General features: G+C 62.0%; 21 protein-coding genes, 2 tRNA genes and 3 pseudogenes. 13 read left to right on the forward strand and 13 right to left on the reverse strand.

Annotated features, from left to right (window positions below):
- Window positions 1–93 precede the first annotated feature (93 nt).
- Window positions 94–2,534: pseudogene (locus tag D886_RS26995) on the forward strand (TonB-dependent siderophore receptor).
- An 85-nt stretch (window positions 2,535–2,619) separates the two neighbouring features.
- Here D886_RS26995 and D886_RS0114640 read toward each other — a convergent pair.
- Window positions 2,620–2,811 carry a DUF4223 family protein gene (locus tag D886_RS0114640; RefSeq protein ID WP_027594641.1) on the reverse strand — a complete coding sequence of 64 codons (192 nt, stop codon included), beginning with the start codon at window positions 2,809–2,811 and terminating at the stop codon, window positions 2,620–2,622.
- Between the two features lie 205 nt (window positions 2,812–3,016).
- Between D886_RS0114640 and D886_RS0114645 the strand changes: the two genes are divergently transcribed.
- The 5 genes and pseudogenes from D886_RS0114645 to D886_RS0114660 all read left to right on the forward strand — a co-directional run bounded on the left by D886_RS0114645 (window position 3,017) and on the right by D886_RS0114660 (window position 5,323).
- Window positions 3,017–3,634: a LysE family transporter gene (locus D886_RS0114645; protein WP_027594642.1), complete on the forward strand. Its 618-nt coding sequence runs from the start codon at window positions 3,017–3,019 to the stop codon at window positions 3,632–3,634.
- 515 nt (window positions 3,635–4,149) lie between these two features.
- Window positions 4,150–4,413 carry a hypothetical protein gene (locus D886_RS0114650; RefSeq protein ID WP_027594643.1) on the forward strand — a complete coding sequence of 88 codons (264 nt, stop codon included), beginning with the start codon at window positions 4,150–4,152 and terminating at the stop codon, window positions 4,411–4,413.
- Between the two features lie 108 nt (window positions 4,414–4,521).
- Window positions 4,522–4,797 carry a DUF3077 domain-containing protein gene (locus D886_RS0114655; protein ID WP_027594644.1) on the forward strand — a complete coding sequence of 92 codons (276 nt, stop codon included), beginning with the start codon at window positions 4,522–4,524 and terminating at the stop codon, window positions 4,795–4,797.
- Window positions 4,798–4,860: 63 nt separating this feature from the next.
- Window positions 4,861–4,986 (forward strand): annotated as a pseudogene (locus tag D886_RS28585) (type II toxin-antitoxin system RelE/ParE family toxin); the annotation flags it as partial.
- Window positions 4,979–5,323: an addiction module antidote protein gene (locus tag D886_RS0114660; protein WP_027594645.1), complete on the forward strand. Its 345-nt coding sequence runs from the start codon at window positions 4,979–4,981 to the stop codon at window positions 5,321–5,323. The pseudogene D886_RS28585 and the gene D886_RS0114660, both read left to right, overlap by 8 nt.
- 128 nt (window positions 5,324–5,451) lie before the next feature.
- On the opposite strand, the gene D886_RS0114665 is transcribed toward D886_RS0114660, so the two are convergent.
- The 5 genes from D886_RS0114665 to dapA form a co-directional block, all read right to left on the reverse strand.
- Window positions 5,452–5,541: transfer RNA gene (locus D886_RS0114665), tRNA-Ser, on the reverse strand.
- A 92-nt stretch (window positions 5,542–5,633) separates the two neighbouring features.
- Window positions 5,634–6,344, reverse strand: a complete 711-nt coding sequence (gene purC, locus D886_RS0114670; RefSeq protein ID WP_008097517.1) for a phosphoribosylaminoimidazolesuccinocarboxamide synthase — start codon at window positions 6,342–6,344, stop codon at window positions 5,634–5,636.
- Between the two features lie 29 nt (window positions 6,345–6,373).
- On the reverse strand, window positions 6,374–7,132 hold the full coding sequence (locus D886_RS0114675; RefSeq protein ID WP_027594646.1) for an MBL fold metallo-hydrolase: 759 nt from the start codon (window positions 7,130–7,132) through the stop codon (window positions 6,374–6,376).
- Complete coding sequence (gene bamC / locus D886_RS0114680; protein WP_027594647.1) at window positions 7,133–8,251, reverse strand: outer membrane protein assembly factor BamC; 1,119 nt, start codon at window positions 8,249–8,251, stop codon at window positions 7,133–7,135. It abuts the gene before it with no gap.
- 17 nt (window positions 8,252–8,268) lie between these two features.
- Entirely contained in the window at window positions 8,269–9,147 is an 879-nt protein-coding gene (gene dapA, locus D886_RS0114685) for a 4-hydroxy-tetrahydrodipicolinate synthase (RefSeq protein ID WP_027594648.1), read from the reverse strand.
- Window positions 9,148–9,406: 259 nt separating this feature from the next.
- Here dapA and D886_RS0114690 point away from each other — a divergent pair, with 259 nt between their 5' ends.
- A complete protein-coding gene (locus D886_RS0114690) occupies window positions 9,407–9,967 on the forward strand; it encodes a glycine cleavage system protein R (RefSeq protein WP_027594649.1) in 561 nt (186 codons plus the stop codon).
- A gap of 10 nt (window positions 9,968–9,977) precedes the next feature.
- Window positions 9,978–10,451 (forward strand): peroxiredoxin, encoded by a 474-nt coding sequence (locus tag D886_RS0114695; protein WP_027594650.1) that lies wholly within the window; start codon window positions 9,978–9,980, stop codon window positions 10,449–10,451.
- Window positions 10,452–10,551: 100 nt separating this feature from the next.
- Here the strand turns inward: D886_RS0114695 and D886_RS0114700 are convergent, their stop codons facing one another.
- Both D886_RS0114700 and D886_RS0114705 read right to left on the reverse strand, forming a co-directional pair.
- Window positions 10,552–11,622 carry an AI-2E family transporter gene (locus D886_RS0114700; RefSeq protein ID WP_027594651.1) on the reverse strand — a complete coding sequence of 357 codons (1,071 nt, stop codon included), beginning with the start codon at window positions 11,620–11,622 and terminating at the stop codon, window positions 10,552–10,554.
- Between the two features lie 20 nt (window positions 11,623–11,642).
- Window positions 11,643–11,882 (reverse strand): sulfurtransferase TusA family protein, encoded by a 240-nt coding sequence (locus D886_RS0114705; protein WP_027594652.1) that lies wholly within the window; start codon window positions 11,880–11,882, stop codon window positions 11,643–11,645.
- Window positions 11,883–12,002: 120 nt separating this feature from the next.
- On the opposite strand from D886_RS0114705, the gene D886_RS0114710 reads away from it, so the two are divergent.
- Window positions 12,003–13,439, forward strand: a complete 1,437-nt coding sequence (locus D886_RS0114710; RefSeq protein WP_027594653.1) for a M48 family metalloprotease — start codon at window positions 12,003–12,005, stop codon at window positions 13,437–13,439.
- A 118-nt stretch (window positions 13,440–13,557) separates the two neighbouring features.
- Here D886_RS0114710 and nadA read toward each other — a convergent pair whose 3' ends face one another.
- On the reverse strand, window positions 13,558–14,616 hold the full coding sequence (gene nadA / locus D886_RS0114715) for a quinolinate synthase NadA (protein WP_027594654.1): 1,059 nt from the start codon (window positions 14,614–14,616) through the stop codon (window positions 13,558–13,560).
- Window positions 14,617–14,831: 215 nt separating this feature from the next.
- On the reverse strand, window positions 14,832–16,340 hold the full coding sequence (locus tag D886_RS0114720; protein WP_027594655.1) for a YdgA family protein: 1,509 nt from the start codon (window positions 16,338–16,340) through the stop codon (window positions 14,832–14,834).
- A 473-nt stretch (window positions 16,341–16,813) separates the two neighbouring features.
- On the opposite strand from D886_RS0114720, the gene D886_RS0114725 reads away from it, so the two are divergent.
- From D886_RS0114725 to D886_RS0114735, 4 genes and pseudogenes are all read left to right on the forward strand, one after another.
- Window positions 16,814–18,166: an APC family permease gene (locus tag D886_RS0114725; protein ID WP_027594656.1), complete on the forward strand. Its 1,353-nt coding sequence runs from the start codon at window positions 16,814–16,816 to the stop codon at window positions 18,164–18,166.
- Window positions 18,167–18,451: 285 nt separating this feature from the next.
- Window positions 18,452–19,441: pseudogene (locus D886_RS28855) on the forward strand (HAMP domain-containing protein); the annotation flags it as partial.
- A gap of 102 nt (window positions 19,442–19,543) precedes the next feature.
- The gene (locus tag D886_RS28860; protein WP_371097899.1) at window positions 19,544–20,299 is read left to right on the forward strand and encodes a methyl-accepting chemotaxis protein; all 756 of its coding nucleotides are present in this window, start codon (window positions 19,544–19,546) and stop codon (window positions 20,297–20,299) included.
- A gap of 138 nt (window positions 20,300–20,437) precedes the next feature.
- A complete protein-coding gene (locus tag D886_RS0114735) occupies window positions 20,438–21,397 on the forward strand; it encodes a cation diffusion facilitator family transporter (protein ID WP_027594658.1) in 960 nt (319 codons plus the stop codon).
- Between the two features lie 69 nt (window positions 21,398–21,466).
- Here the strand turns inward: D886_RS0114735 and D886_RS0114740 are convergent.
- The 3 genes from D886_RS0114740 to queE form a co-directional block, all read right to left on the reverse strand.
- Window positions 21,467–21,542: transfer RNA gene (locus tag D886_RS0114740), tRNA-Lys, on the reverse strand.
- Between the two features lie 61 nt (window positions 21,543–21,603).
- The gene (queC, locus tag D886_RS0114745) at window positions 21,604–22,278 is read right to left on the reverse strand and encodes a 7-cyano-7-deazaguanine synthase QueC (protein WP_027594659.1); all 675 of its coding nucleotides are present in this window, start codon (window positions 22,276–22,278) and stop codon (window positions 21,604–21,606) included.
- 17 nt (window positions 22,279–22,295) lie between these two features.
- Window positions 22,296–22,943: a 7-carboxy-7-deazaguanine synthase QueE gene (gene queE, locus D886_RS0114750; RefSeq protein ID WP_027594660.1), complete on the reverse strand. Its 648-nt coding sequence runs from the start codon at window positions 22,941–22,943 to the stop codon at window positions 22,296–22,298.
- Between the last annotated feature and the right edge of the window lie 143 nt (window positions 22,944–23,086).

Genomic DNA, 23,086 nt, shown 5'->3' on the forward strand with positions numbered 1-23,086 from the left:
AAAAACCGCACCAACCGGTTCCCTTTTCCCAATCTCGTTCGGTTAACCCCTCACAACCTCCCTCAACTGACCGTATCGACCTCAGGGACCAGCATGCCGACGCCCCTCCACCCCGCCTTTCGCCTGGCGCTTGCCGCCCCGCTTTCCCTTTGTGCCGCTGCACCGCTAATGCTGCCGGCGACCTTGGCGCACGCCGAACAAGCGATCAATGCCGAGACTGCCTTCAACATCGCCCCCGGCTCGCTGACCAGCGCCCTCAACCAGTTCAGCAGCCAGGCCGGCATCTACCTGGCCGGCAGCAACGCATTGGCCGCCGGTAAAACCAGCCAGGGCCTGCAAGGCCGCTACAGCGTCACCCAAGGGCTGGCCCGTCTGCTGCAAGGCAGCGGCCTGCAGGCTATACCGCAAGGCAGCAGCGGCTATGTGCTGCAACCGGTCGAAGACGGCAATGCTTTGCAACTGGATGCCACCGCCATCAACGCCGCCACCCTGGCTGCCAGCAATGGCCAGGGCGACACGGGCTACCGTGCCGTCTCCAGCGCCACGGCCAGCAAGACCAGCAGCGCCCTGGCCGACACCCCGCGCTCGGTCTCGGTGGTGACGCGCCAGCGCATGGACGACCAGCAATCGCAAACCCTCACCGAAGTGCTCGGCTATGTACCGGGCATCTTCTCCCCACCCTTTGCCGGCGGTGACGGCCAGGCGGGCGACCTGTTCTTCATCCGTGGTTTCAACGCCACCGACTATGGCTACGGCCTGCTGCGCGATGGCCTGCGGGTGCAAGGCAACCGTTACGACACCAGCAGCGAACCCTATGGCCTCGAGCGGGTGGAAGTGTTCCGCGGCCCGACCTCGATCCTGTACGGCGAGAACGCCCCAGGTGGCGTGGTCAACCTGGTAAGCAAACGGCCGACCGCCGAGGCCCGCGGCGAAGTGCAGCTGAGCTATGGCTCGCACAACCGCCGCCAGCTGGGTGTCGACGTCTCCGGCCCGTTGAACGATGAAGGCAATGTGCTTGGCCGCTTGGTAATGATGGGCCGCAACGCCGATACCCAGGTCGATCACCAGCCTGATGACCGCCTCTACATCGCCCCGTCGCTGACCCTGAACTTCGACGAGTTCAACAGCCTGACCGTGCTGGCCACCTACCAGCGCGACCGCACCTTGATGGAGTTGGGCTACCCCGCAGCCGGCACCTTGCTGCACAACCCCAACGGCAAGATCGACAAGGACCAGCTGTCCGGCAACCCGGACTGGGACAACTTCGAACGCGAAACCTGGAGCCTGGGCTATGAGTTCAGCCACCGCTTCAACGACACCTGGCAGTTCCGCCAGAATTCGCGCTATATGCAGTCGCGCATCGACCGCCAGGAGATGTGGCCAGGCAGCCTGAACAACGGCGGCTTCGGCACCACCTTGGGCAACACTGCCTACGACCGCTACAACAAGTCCATCGCCTACTCGCTGGACAACCAGTTCGAAGGCCACTTCGACAACGGTGAGTTCGAGCACACCCTGCTGCTGGGGGCGAGCCTTGACCGCACTTCGTTCAACCAGGACTGGGATGCCGGCAACGGCGGCACCATCAACGTGTTCAACCCGGTCTGGAATGGCAAGCCAAGCACGCCTTTACACGTGCAGAACGCCTTGCTCGAACAGACCATGTACGGCCTCTACAGCCAGCTGCAAACCAAGGTCGACAACTGGGTGTTGCTGCTCGGCGGGCGCCTGGACCGGGTCAACAGCCAGTTCCGCAACAAGGCCGGTACCCTCAATGCACAAGCCGACATGGACAGCTGGGACAGCGACTTCACCTGGCAGACTGGCGTGATGTACCAGTTCGAAAACGGCCTGTCGCCGTACTTCAGCTACTCCACTGCCTTTGCCCCCACCCAGCAGACCGAGAGCAAGAGCGGCCCGCTGGACCCGACCACCAGCGAACAGTACGAAGTGGGTATCAAGTACGAGCCCAAGGGCTGGAACACCGCCTTTACCGCGTCGGTGTATGACCTGCGCAAGAAGGACGATGTGCTGTTCGACTCAAGCGTCGGCGACTACCGCCAGATCGGCGCCAGCCGCGCCAAGGGTGTGGAGCTGGAGCTCAACAGCGACCTGAGCGAAAACCTCAACCTCACTGCGGCCTACACCTACACCGATTCGCGCATAACCAAGGACGTGGCGGGCTCGCTGTATGAAGACCACCAGATGACCGGCGTGCCGCGCAACCAGGCATCGGTGTGGAGCACCTACCGTTTTCGTGACGGGCTGTTGAAGGGGCTGCAGATCGGCGGTGGCGTGCGTCACTTCGACAGCACCTTCGCTTATACCCGGCGAGCCTGTACGGCAAGCTCGATACCGGTGATGTCACGCTGGTGGATGCCAAGGTGGGGTATACCCTCGACGAAAATTGGTCAGTCGAGGTCAATGCCCGCAACCTGTTCGACAAAGAGTATGTAGCAGGCTGCAACAACGCCGGGCGTTGCTACTGGGGTGAAGAGCGGACCTTGCTCGGTACCGTTTCGTTGCGCTGGTGATCCCTTAAACAAAAGACCCCGGGCATCTGCATGACCGGGGTCCTTGGATCACGCCGCAAGCGTCGCGATCAGCGTATCGCCAAGATTACTGCGGCTGAGGCAGTTTATCGATCGGGCCGCAGCCACCGATGACCTTGGAGATGGAAACCGAAGGGTGGAACAGGTAGTCGTACGAGCAGTTCTTCTGCTGGTTGTAGACTTGACCAGTGCAGCCGGACAGCAGGGCAACGCCCGAAACGACAGCAACGGCAACAGTGGCTTTCAACAGCTTTTTCATACTAAGTCCTTTAAATGAATCGTCGGCCATCGTACTGATGGCGCCCGGATCATACAGAACCAAAGCATTGGATCCAAGTCACAGAGGGCTCGATGTAACAATACGTCGCGTTATCGCAGCATTAACCGACAGTTGAAAAGTAAGCCGCCGGGGAAGATAGTCTGTAGTTCTGCCTTGCACCTGCACTATTACAGGAGTCCCCCCCATGCTGGGTGTTACCGACTACGGCGCCTTCGTCATCGCCTTCATCATCGTCCTGGCCATCCCTGGCCCAGGCAACTTTGCCTTGATCACGGCCACGGGCAAGGGTGGCATCAAGGCCGGCTTGGCGGCGACCTTCGGGGTAATCCTGGGTGACCAGGTGCTGCTGTGGCTGGCCGTGGCCGGCGTGGCCACCTTACTTGCCGCCTACCCTGCCGCCTTCCACGTGGTGCAATGGGCGGGGGCTGCGTACCTGGCCTACCTGGGCCTGCGCATGGTGCTGAGCAAACCCGGCGGCGCCCCGCGTGCAAGCCGCATGGACAACGGCCACTACTTGCGCCAGACGATGATGATCACCTTGCTCAACCCCAAGGCGATCATGTTCTACATGGCGTTTTTCCCGCTGTTCGTCGACCCGGTGAAGCACCAGGGGTTGCTGACCTTTGGCTTTCTGGCGGCGACCGTGGCGGTGGTGACGTTCCTGTATGGGCTGATTGCGGTGGTATTGACCCACAAGCTGGCCGAACGCATGCGCGCGAACCCACGGATTGCCAACCTGTTCGAGCGGTTGGCGGGGGTTTGCCTGGTTGGGTTCGGGATCAAGCTGGCGGCGATGCGCTGATTCGAGATTTCCGGGGCTGCTGCGCAGCCCATCGCAGGCAAGCCAGCTCCTACAGGTACTGCACTGCCTTCAAGGCTTGCGCTTTACCTGTAGGAGCTGGCTTGCCTGCGATGGGCCGCAAAGCGGCCCCAGGTTTACCCAAAACGCATAAATAACAGAAGAGCGCAGTTGTCATTTCTTGAACTGTAAAGGATGGCGAATCAGCCATCCGCCCTACAGCTAACCTTCAGTTTTTTCCCCTATCTTGCAGTCCATTTCCCAAACATACTGCCGATCCGCTCAAACTGTTGCGAGTGCTTGGGTCGCGCTCTAGTCTCGCCGTGTCGTTGCCAAATCAACGACTGGCTTTGACAGGCCGACAACCCAAGTTTCCGCTGCAGCGCTTCATGGCGGCTGTACATAGGGCACATTCGTGTGCGCCGGGTTGCTTGGGTACCGGTCTGTCAACCTGTGTATAGCTGCCTCCATTCGTTTGACAGCGTTGCCAGGCAGCTCCACTTACCCAAGGAGCTTTCATGCGCAAGATAGTCCCCGATCCGCCCTACTCCCTCAATTCCTCGCAGATATTGCAGGACACCCTGATCCAATCCACAGAGTACGTCCTCTGTGCCCTGTCTGTAGCCCGCCAATCAGTGCAACTCAAGCCCACCTCCCCCAACTCGATCGTGATGCAGGCAGTCATCCACGAGATGGAGGCAGTACAAAGCCTGGTTGAGTCCGCATTGATGCAATTGCAGATGCAGCCGCACATCCCCGCAGCGCCGGGCACGGTGCATTGAACGTTCGAGTAGCTGCGTACCCCTCCCACAGGGCTCTTCTCCATACCTGTGGGAGCGGGTTCACCCGCGAAGGGGCCAGACCCGGCACTAAAGATTTCAGGGAGTTAAATGACGACTACAGCCACCCCAAAGCCGCCCACCACGGTCGGCCTGACAACGTTCTACCAAGGCGAAAACCAAACCCACCCACTCTTTCGCATCGAGCCAGGCATCTGCTGCCAAAGCGCCCGCGAACAGGCATCCGAGCTGATGGGCTATGTACGCGACATGACCCTGACAGGGTTGATGGAGGGCGATCAGAAGTTGATCTGGGCTTCGCATTACCTGAGCGCGATGGCCAAAGCGCTGCTTGATGATGCGGAACTGGGGATGATGAAGCTTTAGGGACAGGCAACGAAGGCATCGAACCTCTCCGCCAAGGCGCCATCATCAAGATGGCTATCTCACTACTACGTGCGTACAGGCACAACCCGCTACCTGATGCTCTACGGCAGTGATAAGACGGCTCAATCCAGAAGCATTAAACGAGCGAAGGAAATTCTTGACGCCCTGCGAGGTAAAAATCATGAGTAACACAGCCCATCACGACGAGATGCCAATCCTCGATCTAGATTTGAGCAATACCAAGCCTTTCGAAGCCTCTCGGTTCCTTGATAGCCCTGAAACCATTGCCGCGTTTCTAGCTGAAGCGATGAAGGCTAACGACGCTCAGGTCTTGATGCACGCCATGGGAGAAGTGGCAAAAGCAAGGGGCGTGAACCAGTTCGCTCAGGATGCCGGGGTAAACCGAGAATCTCTTTATAAAACACTCAAAGGTGGCGACAAGACTCGTTTCGCTACAGTTCAAAAGCTCATGCTTGCCCTGGGAGTGGAGTTAACGGTTAGGCCGCTTGATAAGCATCTAGCGTAAAAGATGCCGCCTAGACCAAGGTGACGTCTTTTATGACGCCGACCAGGCGACCGATGAGGGCGTATTAGAGACCAACGAAAAAGCCCCTGAAAACTCATCGTTTTCAGGGGCTTCATCTACCACATATATGGCGGAGAGATAGGGATTTGAACCCTAGGTACTGTTGCCAGTACAACGGATTTCGAATCCGTCCCGTTCGACCACTCCGGCATCTCTCCAATGGCGCGCATCATACCAGCGAATTTATGAAACGCAAACCTTTATTTCAAAAAAATTCGCGTGGTATCAGGCGCTTGCGTGAACGGGCCGCTTACAGCGGCACGCCCAGGCGCTTGGCAACTTCTTCGTAGGCTTCGATGACGTCGCCCAGGCCCTGACGGAAGCGGTCTTTGTCCATCTTCTTGCGGGTTTCTTTGTCCCACAGGCGGCAGCCGTCTGGGCTGAATTCGTCGCCCAGGACGATCTGGCCGTGGAAGACGCCGAACTCCAGCTTGAAGTCGACCAGCAGCAGGCCGGCGTCATCGAACAGCTTGTTCAGCACTTCGTTGACTTTCAGCGACAGCTTTTTCATTTCGACCAGCTGCTCGGCGGTGCCCCAGCCGAACGCGACAACGTGGGATTCGTTGATGAAGGGGTCGCCCTTCTCGTCGTTCTTCAGGAACAGTTCGAAGGTGGACGGCTCCAGCTTGATGCCCTCCTCCACGCCCAGGCGCTTGACCAGGCTGCCCGCGGCGTAGTTACGCACCACGCACTCGACCGGGATCATGTCGAGCTTTTTCACCAGGCACTCGTTGTCGCCCAGCAGCTTGTCGAACTGGGTCGGCACGCCGGCTTCTTCGAGCTTTTGCATGATGAAGGCGTTGAACTTGTTGTTCACCATGCCTTTGCGGTCGAGCTGTTCGATGCGCTTGCCGTCGAACGCCGAGGTGTCGTTGCGGAACAGCAGGATCAAGCGGTCGGCGTCGTCGGTCTTGTAAACCGATTTGGCCTTGCCGCGGTAAAGTTCTTCGCGTTTTTCCATGATGGGCTCCGCTTGCTTGAGTAGTTGGGCTAGGCGATTTCGCGCCAGTCGAGCCCGTGTTCCTGATTCGCCACCTGAAGCCAGTCCGGGTCGCACCCAAGGGTGTCGACGAAGCACTGGCGGGCCAGTTGTGGCAGGTTGTTCTTGCTGCTGAGGTGGGCCAGCACCAGGTGTTGCAGGTTGCTCCAGCCCAACTCGTCCACCAGGCGCGCAGCCTGGTGATTGTTCAAATGCCCTTGCGCGCCACCCACCCGCAGCTTCAAGAAGGCCGGGTAGTGCCCGCGCGCCAGCAGGTCACGGCAGTGGTTAGCCTCGATCAACAAGGCATCCAGGCCTTGGTAGCGCTCCAGCAACAACGCATCGTACGAGCCCAGGTCGGTGAGCATGCCGAAACGCCGTCGGCCGTCGCTGAACACGTACTGCAACGGCTCGTAGGCGTCGTGTTCGACGCGCGCCGCCGTCACCTCCAGGCCACCGATGCGCAGGCTGTCGCCACACGCGAGAAAACCGGCCACCTCCACCGGCTTGCGCAGGCCGCGCAAGGTCCCTTGGCTAAGGTAGACCGGTACATTGTAGCGCCGCGACAGCAACCCCACCCCATGCACGTGGTCGGCATGTTCGTGGGTGACCAGCACGGCGCTAAGCTGTGCTGCGCTGACCCCGAGCAGCGCCAGGCGCCGCTCGGTTTCACGCAGGGAAAACCCGCAATCGACCAGGATGAGCGTGTCACCACTGGCGATCAGCGTGCCGTTTCCCTGGCTGCCGCTTCCGAGTACCGCGAAGCGCACTTAACCCAGGTGGTCCTGAATGGCGCTCAGCACGCGGCGGGCGACATCGGCCGGAGCCACGGTGTTGATGTTTTTCTCGACCGTTACCTGCACGCTTTCACCGACCTTGCTCAGGCGCACCTGGTAGCGTTCGGCACGGGCTTCACGCTCTTCCTTGGACGGCGCACTGCCGAACAGGCGGCTGAAGAAGCCCGGCTCGTTCTGCTTGTCGTCAGGCTTTTCGGACAGGTTGATGTAGTACAGGCCTAAGCTGCGGTTGATGTCTTCGACACGCCACTCGCCACCTTGCTCCAAGGCGCGGCCTACGCTGGACCAGGCACGATCCAGGTCGGCGCCCAGGTACAGCACCGGGTTGCCGCTGCCGTCTTCGCTCAGGCTGACGCGGCTCGGGGCATCGAAATCGCGTGCGGCCAGCAGCGAGACCGACCCGCCCTTCTCGGCGCTGCGGTTCATGCTGGCAAGCATTTCGTCGACCAGCAGGGCATCGGCGCCAGTGTTGCTGGACGAGGACGGGAAACCAGGCTCGGCAGTGCTGCCGGCCGGGCGCTCGACGCTGACGATGTACACCTCGGAGGTGTTGCGTTGCACGCCGGGCTCCATGCGTACACGCACGCGCACTTCGCTGTCTGCGCTGCTGGCGGTGCTCGCCAGGCGCTGACCGAGTGACGCGGAGAGTTCGTCGAAACGCTGCCAGGTGGTGTTGAATTCGCCAGTCTGTGGGCGCTCTTCAGCAATGCGGAAGCCATTGTCTTCAAAGAACTGACGGGCTGCCGGCCAAACTTCGGCGGGCGAGCGCTGGGCCAGGACCCAACGGCTGTTGCCGCTGCGCTGCAGGCTGAAATCGCTGACTTCGGCACCCGCAGTCAGGGGCTGCGGGCGCGGTACTTCGAACTCGCCGGTGGCACGGTCATCAGCAACGTTACGCGGAATAGGCAACAGCGGGTCGAGGCGCTTGACGTTGCTGGCGTCCGGCGGCAGTTGCATCGGCGCAGTCGGGTGCGCCTGCAGGTAATCGCTGCCGCGGTCGCGGAAATAACCCTCGTCGCCCCACAGCCAGCCGCAACCGCTGGTGCTGGAAATGATCAGGGCAAGGGCGGAAAGACCAGCCAGTCGCTTCATGCGGTGTACTTCCTCGATTAAACCAGTACGCCGGACTGGCGCAAGGCAGTACGGACTTTTTCGTGACAGCCTTCGCTCAGCCAGGTCAGCGGCAGGCGAATGCCCTTGTGCATCAGGCCCATTTCAACGAGCGCCCACTTCACCGGAATCGGGTTGGCTTCGCAGAACAGGTCTTTGTGCAGCGGCATGAGTTTTTCGTTGATCGCGCGGGCCTTCTCGGCATTGCCCTCAAGGGCGGCCTCGCACAGATCGGCCATTTCGCGCGGGGCGACGTTGGCGGTCACGGAGATGTTGCCCTTGCCGCCCAGCAGGATCAGCTCGACAGCGGTCGGGTCGTCGCCGGACATGACGATGAAGTCCTTGCTGACGCCATCGAGGATGGCTTTGGCGCGGGTCAGGTCGCCGGTGGCTTCCTTGATGCCGATGATGTTCGGCACGGTCGACAGGCGGATCACGGTCTCGGCCTGCATGTCGCACGAAGTGCGGCCGGGCACGTTGTAGAGGATCTGCGGGATGTCGACGGCTTCGGCGATGTGCTTGAAGTGCTGGTACAAGCCTTCCTGGGTCGGCTTGTTGTAGTACGGCACGACCAGCAGGCAGGCATCGGCGCCAGCGTTCTTGGCGTTCTGGGTCAGGTGCACGGCTTCCGACGTGGAGTTGGCGCCGGTGCCCGCGATGACCGGGATGCGGCCATTGACACGTTTGACAACAAATTCGATGACCTCGATGTGTTCTTCAACAGTCAGGGTGGCCGACTCGCCGGTGGTGCCGACGGCGACGATCGCATGAGTGCCGTTTTCCAGGTGGAAGTCTACAAGTTTGCCGAGGCTGTCCCAGTCAAGACGCCCTTGTGCATCCATGGGAGTGACCAATGCCACCATACTGCCCGCAATCATGTAACTGCTCCTGCCGGAAAAAGAGAGCGGTAATGGTACTGGGGGCATCGGCCTTGCACAAGCGAAGCAGGCGGGCGGAGCATTCCCCTCGGCGGCTTATTTCGCTACCCTTGGCCCTTTGATCGGTGCAGCGCGGCCCGCCGGGCCGTCGACCTTGCTCCCCGCCGGCGTCCACGACCTCGCATGCGAGCCCCGGGCCCTGCCGACTGGAGGCTTTTGCCTGTCCTGCACCGACCGCTCATCGCTTTAGGAATGCTGCATGTCCACCCCCACCGTCCGCGAACAATTCCTTGTCATCAGTGCCCTGGGCCCAAACCCCATGGAACTGGCCAACGTCCTCAGCCGCGCTGCCTTCGAAAACCGCTGCGCGGTCGTCACTTCGCGCCTGAGCCGCCATGGCGAGACCAGCGCCCTGGTGCTGCAGGTCGGTGGCAGCTGGGACGCCCTGGCGCGTCTTGAAGCTTCCCTGCCGGGCCTGGGCAAAAAGCACGGCCTGACCCTCGATGTGGTGCGCAGCGCCGACCAGGAGGTGCGCCCGCAGGCGCTGCCTTACGTGGCCTATGTCAGTGCGGCCTACCGCCCGGACATCATCAATGAGCTGTGCCAGTTCTTCCTCGACCACCGCGTCGAGCTCGAAGCCATGACCTGCGACACCTACCTGGCGCCACAAACCGGCAGCAGCATGCTCAATGCCCAGTTCACCGTGATCCTGCCCGCCGGCACCCAGATCAGCTGGCTGCGTGACCAGTTCCTGGACTTTGCCGATGCCTTGAACCTGGATGCGCTGATCGAGCCTTGGCGCCCACAGAACCCCGTGTAAGGAAGCCCCTATGGCCGTAGCACTCGACCAACCCGTTGCCGACTTCCAGGCCCAGGCCACCAGCGGCCAGACGGTCAGCCTCGCCGAGCTCAAGGGCCGCCAGGTGGTGGTGTACTTCTACCCGAAGGACAGCACCCCGGGCTGCACCACCGAAGGCCAGGGTTTCCGCGACCAGCATGACGCCTTTGCCGCAGCCAACACCGTGGTGTTCGGCGTGTCGCGCGATGGCATCAAGTCGCATGAGAACTTCAAGGCCAAGCAAGGCTTCCCGTTCGAGCTGATCAGCGACAAGGACGAGGCCCTGTGCCAGCTGTTCGACGTGATCAAGCTGAAGAAGCTGTATGGCAAGGAATACATGGGCGTGGACCGCAGCACCTTCCTGATCGACAAGGACGGTGTGCTGCGCCAGGAATGGCGTGGGGTGAAGGTACCAGGGCATGTGGAGGCCGTTTTGGCGGCGGCCCAGGCTTTGAACAAGGCTTGAGATAGGTTGGGGCCGCTTCGCGCCCCATTCGCAGCACAAGGCTGCTCCTACAACGGCAACCTTGTGCTGCGAATGGGCCGCAAAGCGGCCCCAATGTCATTCAAAGCAGTGGCGAAACACTCGGCTCCTGCCGCGGCCAGGCATCCAGCACGGCCTTGAACAGCGTCGCCAGCGGGATCGCGAAGAAGATCCCCCAAAAGCCCCACAGCCCACCAAACAACAACACCGCGCAGATGATCGCCACCGGGTGCAGGCTGACCGCCTCGGAAAACAGCAGCGGCACCAGCACGTTGCCATCCAGTGCCTGAATGATCGCGTACACCGTCATCAGGTAGATGAACTGGTCCCCCCAGCCCCACTGGAACAAGGCAATCAGCGTCACCGGCACCGTCACCACCACCGCGCCCACATAAGGCACCACCACCGACAAGCCCACCAGCAGCGCCAGCAGCGCGGCATAGTTGAGCCCCAGGCTGATAAAGGCGATGTAGGTGGCAATCCCGCAGATCAGGATCTCGATACCCTTGCCACGGATGTAGTTGGCAATCTGCCGATTCATCTCGCTGCCCACCCGGTTCAACAGTGTGCGCTGGCGTGGCAGATAACCACTGACCCAGCGGGCGATCATTTCCCGGTCCTTGAGGAAGAAGAACACCAGGATCGGCACCAGCACCAGGTAGATCATGGCGTTGACCAGCAGCGGCAGGCTCGACAGCGAGAAGGTCAGGGCCCATTGGCCGAACTTACCGATTTCACCGCGCACCGACTCGATAGCTCGCAACACCTGCTCATCCGACACCAAGTGTGGGTAGCGCTCAGGCAGCAGCAACAACAGCGACTGCCACTTGCCGAGCATGCCGGGCAACTCGTTGAACAGGGTGATCAGCTGGTGCCAGAGCAACGGCACCAGCACCAGCAGGATGACCGCCAGCGCCCCCATGAACAACGCGAACACCACCGCCACCGCCAGCCGAGTAGGCACGCGCAGACGCTCCAGGGCATTGACCAGGCCTTGCATCAGGAACGCCAGGACCATCCCCGCCAACACCGGCGCGAGCATGCCGCCCAAGGTCAGTACCGCGGTAAACGCCAGAAACAGCAGGACCGCCAGCACCACCGCTTCTTCATCGGAGAAGTAGCGCTGCATCCAGTCGCGAAGCACTTTGAACATTGACGATCCTTGGTTAAGACTCAGGCCTTGCGCAGCCAGTAGGTGTAGGTACCGGCCTCGGCCGTTTCGTGCAGCAGGGTATGACCGGCCAGCTTGGCAAAAGTGCGGAAGTCACGCTGCGAGCCGGCATCGGTGGCAATCACCTTGAGCACCGCGCCACTGGCCAGGCGGTTGAGTTCCATCTTCGCCTTCAGCAGTGGCAGCGGGCAGTTCAGCCCGCTGGCGTCGAGTTCGGCGTCGCAGGTCAGGGTGTCACTCATCAGGGGTTCTCCACACGCGGGTAGACGTCTTTGGTAACAGGCCCGCTAGGATACCGCCACTGGTCGCCAACGTGTGAGCGGGCTACAGTAGAGGCCTTTGACCCGACGCGAGCTTCGTGCATGAATCTACTGCGCCCTACCCTGTTGACGCTGGCCTGCCTGATGGCCCTTCCCGGCCATGCTGACGACCTGCCATCACTGGGTGATGCCAGCTCTGCGATCGTCTCGCCGCAGCAGGAACACCAGCTCGGCCGCGCCTGGCTCAGCCTGTTGCGTGGCCAGGTCAATCAGCTGAACGACCCGCAGCTCAAGGACTACGTCGAAACCAGCGTGTACCGCCTGGCAGAAACCAGCCAGCTGCAGGACCGACGCCTGGAATTCATCCTGATCGACAGCCGCGAGCTCAACGCATTCGCCGCCCCTGGGGGCATCGTCGGGGTCAACGGCGGCCTGTTCCTCAATGCCCAGACCGAGGGCGAATACGCCTCGGTACTGGCGCACGAACTGGCGCACTTGTCGCAGCGCCACTTTGCCCGTGGCGTCGAAGCCCAGCAACGCATGCAACTGCCCATGATGGCAGCACTGCTGGCTGGCATCGTGCTGGCGGCCGGGGGCGCTGGCGACGCTGGCATCGGCATGATTGCCGGCACCCAGGCGGCGGCGATCCAAGAGCAGCGGCGCTTTTCGCGGCAAAACGAGCAGGAAGCCGACCGCGTCGGTATCCAGAACCTGGAAAAGGCCGGCTACGACCCGCGCAACATGCCAAGCATGTTCGAGCGCCTGGCGCGCCAGTACCGCTACGATGCCAAGCCGCCAGAATTCCTGCTGACTCACCCGGTTACCGAGTCGCGCGTTGCCGACACCCGCAACCGCGCCGAGCAGGCGCCCAAGGGCGGCATCGAAGACACCCAGCGCTACCAGTTGATCCGCGCCCGCGTGGCCCTCACCTACGAAGGCACCCCAGGCCTTGCCGCCAAGCGCTTCCGCGCCCAGCTGGATGAAGACCCCAAACTGGACGCCGCACGTTATGGCCTGGCCCTGGCGCAGATCAAGGGCGGCCAGCTCAACGAAGCCCGCGAACTGCTCAAGCCGTTGCTGGCCAAAGCGCCCAACGACATTACCTATAACCTCGCGCAGATCGACCTGGACATCACCAACAACCGCCTCGCTGACGCTCAGCAGCGTGCCGAGCGCATGCAGGGGCTGTACCCGGGCAACTACCCGCTGAAACAGGTGCGGGCCGACCTGCTGGTGAAGCAGAACAAGCCAGCTGAAGCGGAAAAAGTACTGAACGACCTGCTCAAGAGCCGGCCGGATGATCCGGATGTGTGGTACGACGTTGCCGAAGTGAGGGGGTTGTCGGGTAACACCATCGGCTTGCACCGGGCGCGTGCCGAGTACTTCACCTTGGTCGGTGACTTCGACCAGGCTATCCAGCAGCTGGATTACGCCAAGCGTCGTGCGGGGAGCAACTTCCCGCTGGCGTCACAGATCGATCAGCGCCAGCGCGAGGTCATGGAGCAGCAGCGGATGGTCAGGGAGATGATGGGGCGCTGAGTTTTTCGGGAGCGCTTTGCGCTCCATTCGCAGCACAAGGCTGCTCCTACAGGAGATCGCATTCCCCTGTAGGAGCGGCCTTGTGCTGCGAATGGGCCGCAGAGCGGCCCCAGCATTTTCAGGCGTTACCCGAAAGCTTCAAGCGCGCCGCCTGGGTGAAATCCAGCATGCGGTTAAGCGGTTTGATCGCCTTGGGCACCAACGCCGGGTCAACAAAAATCTCGTTGCTGCCCGTGCGCAAGCATTCCAACACCCGCTCCAGCGTGTTCATCGCCATCCACGGGCAGTGCGCGCAGCTGCGGCACGCGGCACCGTTACCGGCAGTCGGGGCCTCGACGAATTCCTTGTCCGGGCACAGCTGCTGCATCTTGTAGAAGATGCCGCGGTCGGTCGCGACGATGAAGGTCTTGTTCGGCAGGGTCTGCGCGGCTTTGATCAACTGGCTGGTGGAGCCAACCGCGTCAGCCAGGTCGATCACCGATTCCGGCGATTCGGGGTGGACCAGAATCGCGGCATCCGGGTAAAGCGCCTTCATGTCGGCCAACTGACGCGACTTGAATTCTTCGTGGACGATGCACGCACCGTCCCACAGCAGCATGTCGGCACCGGTCTGCTTCTGGATGTAACGGCCCAGGTGCTGGTCCGGGCCCCAGATGATGGTCTCGCCGTTGTCCATCAGGCTTTCGACGATCTCCAGTGCGCAGCTCGAGGTCACCACCCAATCGGCACGGGCCTTCACGGCCGCCGAGGTATTGGCATACACCACCACGGTGCGTTCCGGGTGCTGGTCGCAGAACGCCGAAAACGCTTCGACCGGGCAACCCAGGTCGAGGGAGCAGGTGGCTTCCAGGGTGGGCATCAGCACGCGTTTTTCGGGGGTGAGAATTTTTGCCGTCTCACCCATGAAGCGCACGCCGGCGACGACCACGGTTTCGGCGGGGTGGTTCTTGCCGAAGCGGGCCATTTCCAGCGAGTCGGATACGCAGCCGCCGGTTTCTTCGGCCAGCGCCTGGATCACCGGGTCGCAGTAGTAATGGGCGACCAGCACGGCGTTCTGGGCCTTGAGCTCGGCAGCGATGGCCGCACGGTATTCGGCCTCCTGCTCGGCTGTCAGCGGGTTGAGCTGTTTGGCGTCGAGGTGGGCCTGAACCAACAGGCGTTCGGAAATCTGGGTCATGATCGCTGGACCTGCAAGCGCGTGCGCGCATCAAATCGAGTGTATCACCCGGCCCTGGCAGATCGGCTAAGGGCGCCGGACGGCGCGCAGGCCATCACGGCCCTCTGCGGGCGCGGATTATTATCGGACGCCGAAGGCTACAGACAATCGAGGGAATTCAAAAGGGGTTTTTATGCAGCCTGCCCCGGCGAACGGGCCGGGGCAGGCTTAGCGAATCAACCTTGCGGCTGCAAGGCGGCAAGACGCATGGACATCAGCATGGCGAACTCTTCTACGGTCATCTTCTGGCCATTGAAGTCGACCATGCCATCGGCATAGTGCAGGCGGGTCACCACGTCGTTGCCCTGCACCGTGGCCATGCCGCTCTGCAGCGCCATCATGCCAACCATTTCACCTGCCTGGCTCGACTGCATGGCGATGGCCTGGGCATCGGTCTGCCCTTCCAAAAGAGCCTGCAAAGTTGCCAGGTCACCGATCATCGGCTTGGACAGCGACAGCGACGTCTTGACCTCGGTGATCAGTTGTTTGCTCAGCTGGTCGGGCGGCAGGTCGAAGGAGGCCGGGCTGGCGAAGTCCATTGCCAGGTTGAAGCGGCTCTCGCCGTTGGCGGTCTTGAACGACAGGTTTTCTACCGCGAGCTTGGGCTTGGAGGCCAGCAGCTGCTGCAGGTCAGCCTGGAACTTGGCCTTCTCGGCTTCGCCCATCTGGATCTGTGGTACTGCCTGGCCCGCTGCGGCCGCAGCCTCGAACTCCGGCAAGTGCGCCTGGTACCAGTGCGACAGCGCTTGCAGCGCCGGCGCATTGACCGACTTGATGCTCACGGCCATCTGCGCATTGCCGACGGCGCGGCCGTCCCAGGTGATATCCGCCAGCGTGTAATCCGCGCGCCCACCGACGGTGTCCGGGCCGTCGAGGGCTTGCTGGGCTTTCTGCTCAAAGCCTTTGATCGACAGCACCTGCTGCTTGGGCCCCAAGGTCACCTTGGTTTCCGCCAGCGACAGGTCGACCTTGCCGACATAGATCGCATCGTGCTGGGTGGCGGCCAGGTCGCCGTCGACCTTCAAGCCCTTCAGCTCGAAGGTGGCAGGCGGCTGATCGTCGTGCACCCACTTCATTTCGAAGCGCTCGGCGCTGCCCTGGAATTTCGTCGCCTTGCCTTCGCGGTCGCCGCTGAGCTGCAACTGCATGCCCGAGAACGCGAGGCTGTTGCCGTCGGTTTCGTTGACCTTGAGCGGGGCCAGCAGGACCGTGCTGTCGACGTTGCCGCCGTAGCCCAGGCTGGTCTGCGCGCTGACCGGCGCCTGTTCGCCCGCTGCCGCGAACCAGGGGGCGGTGAAATCGTCCTTCTGCAGGGTGCTGTTGCTGACAGCCAGCACGGGCATCAGCTTGAGTGCCTTGACCCGCGACCACGGGAATGGGCCATGCTCGATCTGGTCGGTCATGCCTACATCGAAACTGACCACTTCGTCGTCGCCCAGGTTGATGTCCTTGGCCTTGAGCCGGTACTGGGCGGTACTGCTGAAGAAGTGCCGATCCAGCGAGACCAGTTCGACGGTCAGGCTGCCACCGACGCCCACCAGGGCTTTTTTCAGTTCGGCGTTGCTGCGGTTGACGGAATATTCCAGCTCCGCAGGCAAGCGCTCGCCGGTGTACCAGGCGCCAGCGGTGGTTGCGACGGCAATGGCGATAGCCAGGCCGGTAAGGATGCCTACTGATTTCTTCATGAATAGAACCGAATGCTGTCCATAAGGGCTTACACGTGACCAAGGTGCCACGCAAGGCCTGAAGAATATCACCGCAGCATCTGGCAGGTGGTGGACGAAGCCGAGAAATCCCGCTTTTAGGACCCGTCTGATAGGCCCATAGGAAACATCCTATTTGTTCAATTTTACGAACATCTAAATCGATCAAAACCGCAAAAAACCGCGCAAAAACTGAACAAAACCCTATTGAAATCGATAAATATTTCAGTTTGGCAACATCTTGTCATGTTTAACTTGACACCAACCTACCCATCGTTTTTTATTTTCACCACTTGCACCGCGCCCACCCCACAAAGAACAACCGGCGCCTCGCACGCGCCTCCCTCTGCTCCGAACAATAAAGGTGAACAACATGGAGCCCACCCGCTCGCCCTTGCCGCATGCGCAACTCACTGTGCCCGCCGTTCACGTCCAGCCGCAGGAGCCACGCCAGCATGCAGCCTGACCAAAGCGCTTCCGGCGGCGACCAATTCCGCAAATCCCTGCGCCTCTGGCACGTGGTGATCATCGGCCTGGCCTACCTGACGCCGATGACCGTGTTCGACACCTTCGGCATTGTTTCCGGCATCACCGCCGGGCACGTGCCAAGCGCCTACATCCTGGCGCTGGCCGGTATCCTGTTCACGGCGGTGAGCTACGGCACCCTGGTACGACGCTTCCCGCAATCGGGTTCGGCCTACACCTACACCCAGCGCGCCATCAACCCGCACGTGGGCTTCCTGGTGGGCTGGTCATCGCTGCTGGACTACCTGCTGCTGCCCATGGTCAATGCCTTGCTGGCCAAGCTCTACCTGTCGGCCATGTTCCCCGAAGTGCCGGCGTGGGTCTGGGTGGCCGGGTTCGTCAGCCTGATCAGCCTGATCAACATGCGCAGTATCAACCTGGTGGCGCACTTCAACCTGTTGTTCGTGGCGGTGCAGGTCGCGATCATTGCGGTGTTCATCTACCTCTGCGTGCGTGGCCTGGGCCACGGAGAAGGGCTGGGCACCACCTGGAGCCTGCTGCCGTTCGCCGACAACCAGACCCACCTCAGCGCCTTGGCCGCTGGTGCCACCATCCTGTGCTTCTCGTTCCTGGGCTTCGACGCAGTGACGTGCCTGTCTGAAGAAACCCGCGACCCAGGCAAGACCATCCCACGGGCCATCTTCCTGACCGCGCTGATCGGCGGGATGGTGTTCATCCTGGTCTCGTACTTCATCCAGGCCTACTTCCCGACCATGGCGCGCTTCCATGACCAGGAAGCCGCCCTGCCGGAGATCGCCCTGTACGTGGGCGGCAAGCTGTTCCAGTCGGTGTTCATCGCCTGCACCGTGATCAATACCATCGCCTCGGGCCTGGCCTCTCAGACCAGCGTCTCGCGCCTGCTGTACGTGATGGGCCGCGACAATGTAATCCCGGCCAGCATCTTTGCCCGCCTGCACTCGCGCTACAAGACACCGGTGATGAACATCGCCGTGGTCGGGCTGATCTCGCTGTCGGCGATCTTCTTCGACCTGGTCACCGCCACGTCGATCATCAACTTCGGCGCCCTGGTCGCGTTCAGCTTCGTCAACCTGTCGGTGATCAACCACTGCTACCTGCGCGAAGGCAACCGCAAAGGCTTGGCCAACAAGCTGAAGTACCTGGTACTGCCGACCATCGGCTTCTGCATCATCGTTTCGCTGTGGCTGGACCTGAACGCGCACTCGTTGATGTTCGGCGGGCTTTGGGCACTGCTCGGGGTGATCTACCTGGCCTGGCTGACCAAGGCCTTCAGGGTTGCGCCACCGAACTGCATCGCTGAATGACCCACGCTGCCGACAACGCCCGCGCCTGACCGCGGGCGTTGTCCTTGATCGAAAAGGAAAGCCCTCATGTCGCTGCGTCGCCTCTCCATCCAGTGGAAGATCACCCTGCTTGCCGGCTTGTGCCTGCTGGCCATCGTCGCACTGCTGGTCACCACCTCGCTGACCCAGGCCCGGCGCAGCGCGGCATTGGTCAGCCAGGCCAACTCGGAAATGCTCGACCACAGCGCGCGCCTGCGCCTGCAGGCGCACGCCGAAACCCAGGCGCTGCGTATCCAGCGCTATTTCATGGACGCCTATCAGCACGGTAATGGCTTCCGACGCCTGGTACAGGTGCTGAAGGCCCGCGGCGGCAACGACTTGCGTGGCGAGCTGACCCGCGAGGCGCGCGCCAGCCTGGCCAGCAACCCGGATGTGATCGGCCTGTACCTGGTGTTCCAGCCGGACGCGCTGGACCACCAGGACAGCCAGTTCGTCGCCCAGGAGGCCGTGGGCAGCAACGACAGCGGGCGCTTCTCGCTGTACTGGTCGCAGCCACGCCCAGGCACCCTGGAGCAAGAAGCCATGCCTGAGGCGATGCTCGCCGACACCCGCACCAGCACCAGCGGCAGCCCGCAAAACCGCTGGTTGACCTGCCCGCAAGAAACTGCCCGGACCTGCATGCTCGAGCCGTACCTCGACGAAGTCAACGGCCGCCAGGTGCTGATGACCAGCATTGCCCTGCCCCTGCTGGAAAACGGCAAGGTCGTCGGCGTGGTCGGCCTGGACATAGGCCTGGACAACCTGCAGCAGTTGAGCCTGAACGGCCGCCAGGAGCTGTTCGACGGCCAGGGCCAGGTCAGCATCGTCAGCCCGGCCGGCCTGCTGGCGGGCCACAGCCGCGACAGCAGCCAGCTCGGCAAGGCGCTGGACGCGGCGGTACCACACGGCTTGCTGCGCGTTGCTCACCCGTTCAGCCCCATCCCCGACGCAGCGCCCTGGCAAGTGTTGCTGGAGTTGCCTGAAAGCGTGCTGCAAGCACCGGCCATGGCGCTCAACCAACGCCTGGGTGCGCACAACCAAACTGCCAACCTCACCAGCCTGCTGATCGGCCTTGGCGCCGCTGTGCTGGGCCTGGTACTGGTCTGGCTGACCGCGCGCGGCGTGACGCGGCCGATTCTCGCCGTCGCCGCACGCCTGAAAGACATCGCCAGCGGCGAGGGTGACCTCACGCGCCGCCTGGACTATGCCCGCGAGGACGAACTGGGCCAACTGACCGGCTGGTTCAACCGCTTTCTCGACAAACTCCAGCCGGTGATCGCCCAGGTCAAAGGCTCGCTGCAGGAAGCCCGTGGCACTGCCGACCAGTCCGCCGCCATCGCCAGCCAGACCAGTAACGGCATGCAGCAACAGCACCGGGAAATCGAGCAGGTCGCCACCGCGGCCAACGAAATGAGCGCCACCGCGCTGGATGTAGCCCACAACGCCTCCCAGGCCGCCCAGGCGGCCCGTGGCGCCGACCAGGCAAGCCGCGAAGGCCTGCAACTGATTGCCAGCACCCGCCAGGCCATCGACCGCCTGGCAGCCGACATGAACACCGCGATGGACGAGGCGCGCACCCTGGAAAGCCGCAGCGATCAGATCGGCTCGGTGCTAGAGGTGATCCGTGCGATTGCCGAGCAGACCAACCTGCTGGCGCTCAATGCCGCCATCGAAGCGGCCCGCGCCGGCGAGGCTGGCCGTGGCTTCGCCGTGGTCGCCGATGAAGTGCGCAGCCTGGCCCAACGCACTCAGGTGTCGGTCGAGGAAATCCGCCAGGTCATCGAGGGCCTGCAGCAAGGCACCCAAGATGTGGTGGGCGCCATGCATGAGGGCCAGCGCCAAGCCCAGGCCAGCGCAACGCGCATGGAACAGGCGCTGCCGGCCCTGCAGCGTATCGGCGAGGCGGTGGCGGTGATCAGCGACATGAACCTGCAGATCGCGTCGGCGGCCGAGGAACAAAGTGCGGTGGCCGAGGAAGTGAACCGTAACGTGGCAGGTATTCGTGATGTGACAGAATCGCTGGCTGGCCAGGCCGATGAATCGGCGCGGATCAGCCAGGCGCTGAACCGGCTGGCCAATCAGCAGCAAGCGTTGATGGAGCAGTTTCGCGTTTAGCCGGTACCGGCCTCTTCGCGGGCAAGCCCGCTCCCACAGGACCTGTGCAGCCTTCGAAACTGCACTTTACCCTGTGGGAGCGGGCTTGCCCGCGAAAGGGCCAGCACAGGCAACCCACCTTTTGAAAGAGCTTTACCCATGCAAGCAACAAACAAAACCCCGTTCTTCGACATCACCAGCGAACAAGGCCTGCTACGCACCTCGATCGCCGTTACCCTGTTCATCGCCACTATCGGCATTGCCTTCGGCCTGGCCTCGGGCTCGTTCTCGATCATCTTCGACGGCGTTTACTCGCTGGTCGACGCCAGCATGAGCGGCCTGTCGCTGGTGGTGGTCAAGCTGATCACCTCTCACGCCACCAGCCTGCAGATGTCACGCAAGCTGCGTGAGCGCTTCACCATGGGCTTCTGGCACCTGGAACCGATGGTGCTAGCGCTCAATGGCATCCTGCTCAGCGGCGTAGCCATCTATGCGTTGATCAACGCCGTCAGCAGCGTGCTGCAAGGCGGGCGGCACTTGGAGTTCGGCATCGCCATGGTCTACGCGGTACTGACCGTGATCGCCTGCGTGACCATCGCAGTCGTCGAAGCCCGGGCAAACCGCAAGCTGGGGTCGGACTTCGTACGCATGGACGTTAAGGGTTGGGTGATGTCAGCGAGCATCACCGCCGCGTTGCTGATCGCTTTCTGCTTTGGCTATGCGGTGCAGGGCACGCAGTGGGAATGGATGTCCCCGTACATCGACCCGGCGGTGCTGGCACTGGTCTGCCTAGTGATCATTCCATTGCCGCTGTCGGTGGTACGCCAGGCGTTTTCGGAGATATTCCTGGTGACGCCGGGGGACCTCAAACTGCATGTCGACGAAGTCGCCAAGGCCTTCGTTGCGCGCCATGGGCTGCAGTCGTACCGCGCCTATGTGGCCAAGGTAGGGCGCTCGCGGGAGATCGAGCTGTACTTCATCGTGCCTACCGGCATGGGCGCAAAAACCATCGATGAATGGGATGCGTTGCGCAATGAGATCGGCGATGCCGTGGGCGGCGAAGGGCCGGACCGTTGGTTGACCGTGGTGTTTACCGGGGATCCGGAGTGGGCTGAGTAACCGGCAGTTCGCGCCAGAAACGACAAAGCCCGCTACCGTTGCCGGTAGCGGGCTTTGACTTACTGCGTATGGTGGGTCGTGTAGGATTCGAACCTACGACCAATTGGTTAAAAGCCAACTGCTCTACCAACTGAGCTAACGACCCGTTGGATGGCGCGTATAATACTGATTTCTAACGGGAAATCAACACCTCGCCATAAAAAAAATCAAAAATAACGCGTCGGGTCGGTCACCCCGGCAGCCTTGAAGCCATCAGCACGCAGGCGGCAGCTGTCGCACTTGCCGCAGGCACGGCCTTGATCGTCGGCTTGGTAGCAGGAAACCGTCAGGCTGTAATCCACACCCCGGGCGATGCCCGCTTGAACGATCTGCGCCTTGCTCAAGTTCTGCAACGGTGCCTGGATGCGGAAGCCCTGCCCTTCGACACCCGCCTTGGTCGCCAGGTTGGCCATGCGCTCGAAGGCTTCGACGAATTCGGGGCGGCAGTCCGGGTAACCGGAGTAATCCACGGCATTGACGCCGATGAAGATGTCACGCGCTTCGAGCACTTCCGCCCAGCCCAGGGCCAAGGACAGGAAAACGGTGTTGCGCGCCGGTACGTAGGTGACCGGGATGCCTTCACCTGGGGTTTCCGGTACGTCGATGCTGCTGTCGGTCAGGGCCGAGCCACCGATACCGTCCAGGCTCAGGCCAATGACCTTGTGCTCGACCACACCCAGGTCACGCGCCACACGGGCAGCAGCATCGAGCTCGGCCCGATGACGCTGGCCGTAGTCGAAACTCATGGTGTAGCAGCTGTAGCCTTCGGCTTTGGCCATGGCCACCACCGTGGCCGAGTCCAGGCCACCGGACAGCAAGATTACCGCGCGTTTCTCAGTCATGTACTGCAACTCCTCAATCAACGTCCGGGTTCGTCGTTCCACAGCAGCTTGTGCAGCTGCAACTGGAAACGTACGGGCAGGTTGTCGGCAACGATCCAGTCGGCCAGGTCACTCGCGCTCACCTGATGGTGGCTGGGCGAGAACAACACCTCGCCGGCACGCTCGGCCAGGTTGTACTGGATCAGCTTAGACACGGCCCAGTCATAATCCTCACGGGAGCAGATCACGAACTTGACCTGGTCGTTGCGGGTCAGGTGCTCGATGTTCTCGTAGCGATTGCGGTGCGACTCCTCGGAGCCTGGGGTCTTCAGGTCGACCACACGGCTGACGCGGGTGTCAGTACCGGAAATATCCAAGGCGCCACTGGTCTCGAGCGAGACCTCGTAGCCGGCATCGCACAGCTGCTGGAGCAAAGGCAAGGCATTGGGCTGGGCCAGCGGTTCGCCACCGGTGACACAGACGTAGCGCGGCTTGAAGCCGGCCACTTGCTCCATGATCGAATCGAGGGTGCGAATAGTGCCGCCGGTGAAGGCGTAGGCACTGTCGCAGTACTGACAGCGCAGGGGGCAACCGGTCAGGCGCACGAATACCGTGGGTAGCCCAGCCGTTCGTGTTTCACCCTGCAACGAGTAAAAGACTTCGGTGATGCGTAATGTGTCTTGCATGATCGCCACGGGCGTGACAGCTAAACAGGCTGTCCGCCTCCGTCAGGCACTGTCGCGGACTCGACATGGCGTTATCCGCAGCAGCGTGTTTAGGAAAAAGGGCACTGATTCTAACGAAAAAACCCGCGACTCGCGCGGGTTTC

It is taken from the genome of Pseudomonas sp. LAIL14HWK12:I7 (assembly GCF_000483465.1).
Lineage (GTDB): Bacteria > Pseudomonadota > Gammaproteobacteria > Pseudomonadales > Pseudomonadaceae > Aquipseudomonas > Aquipseudomonas kermanshahensis.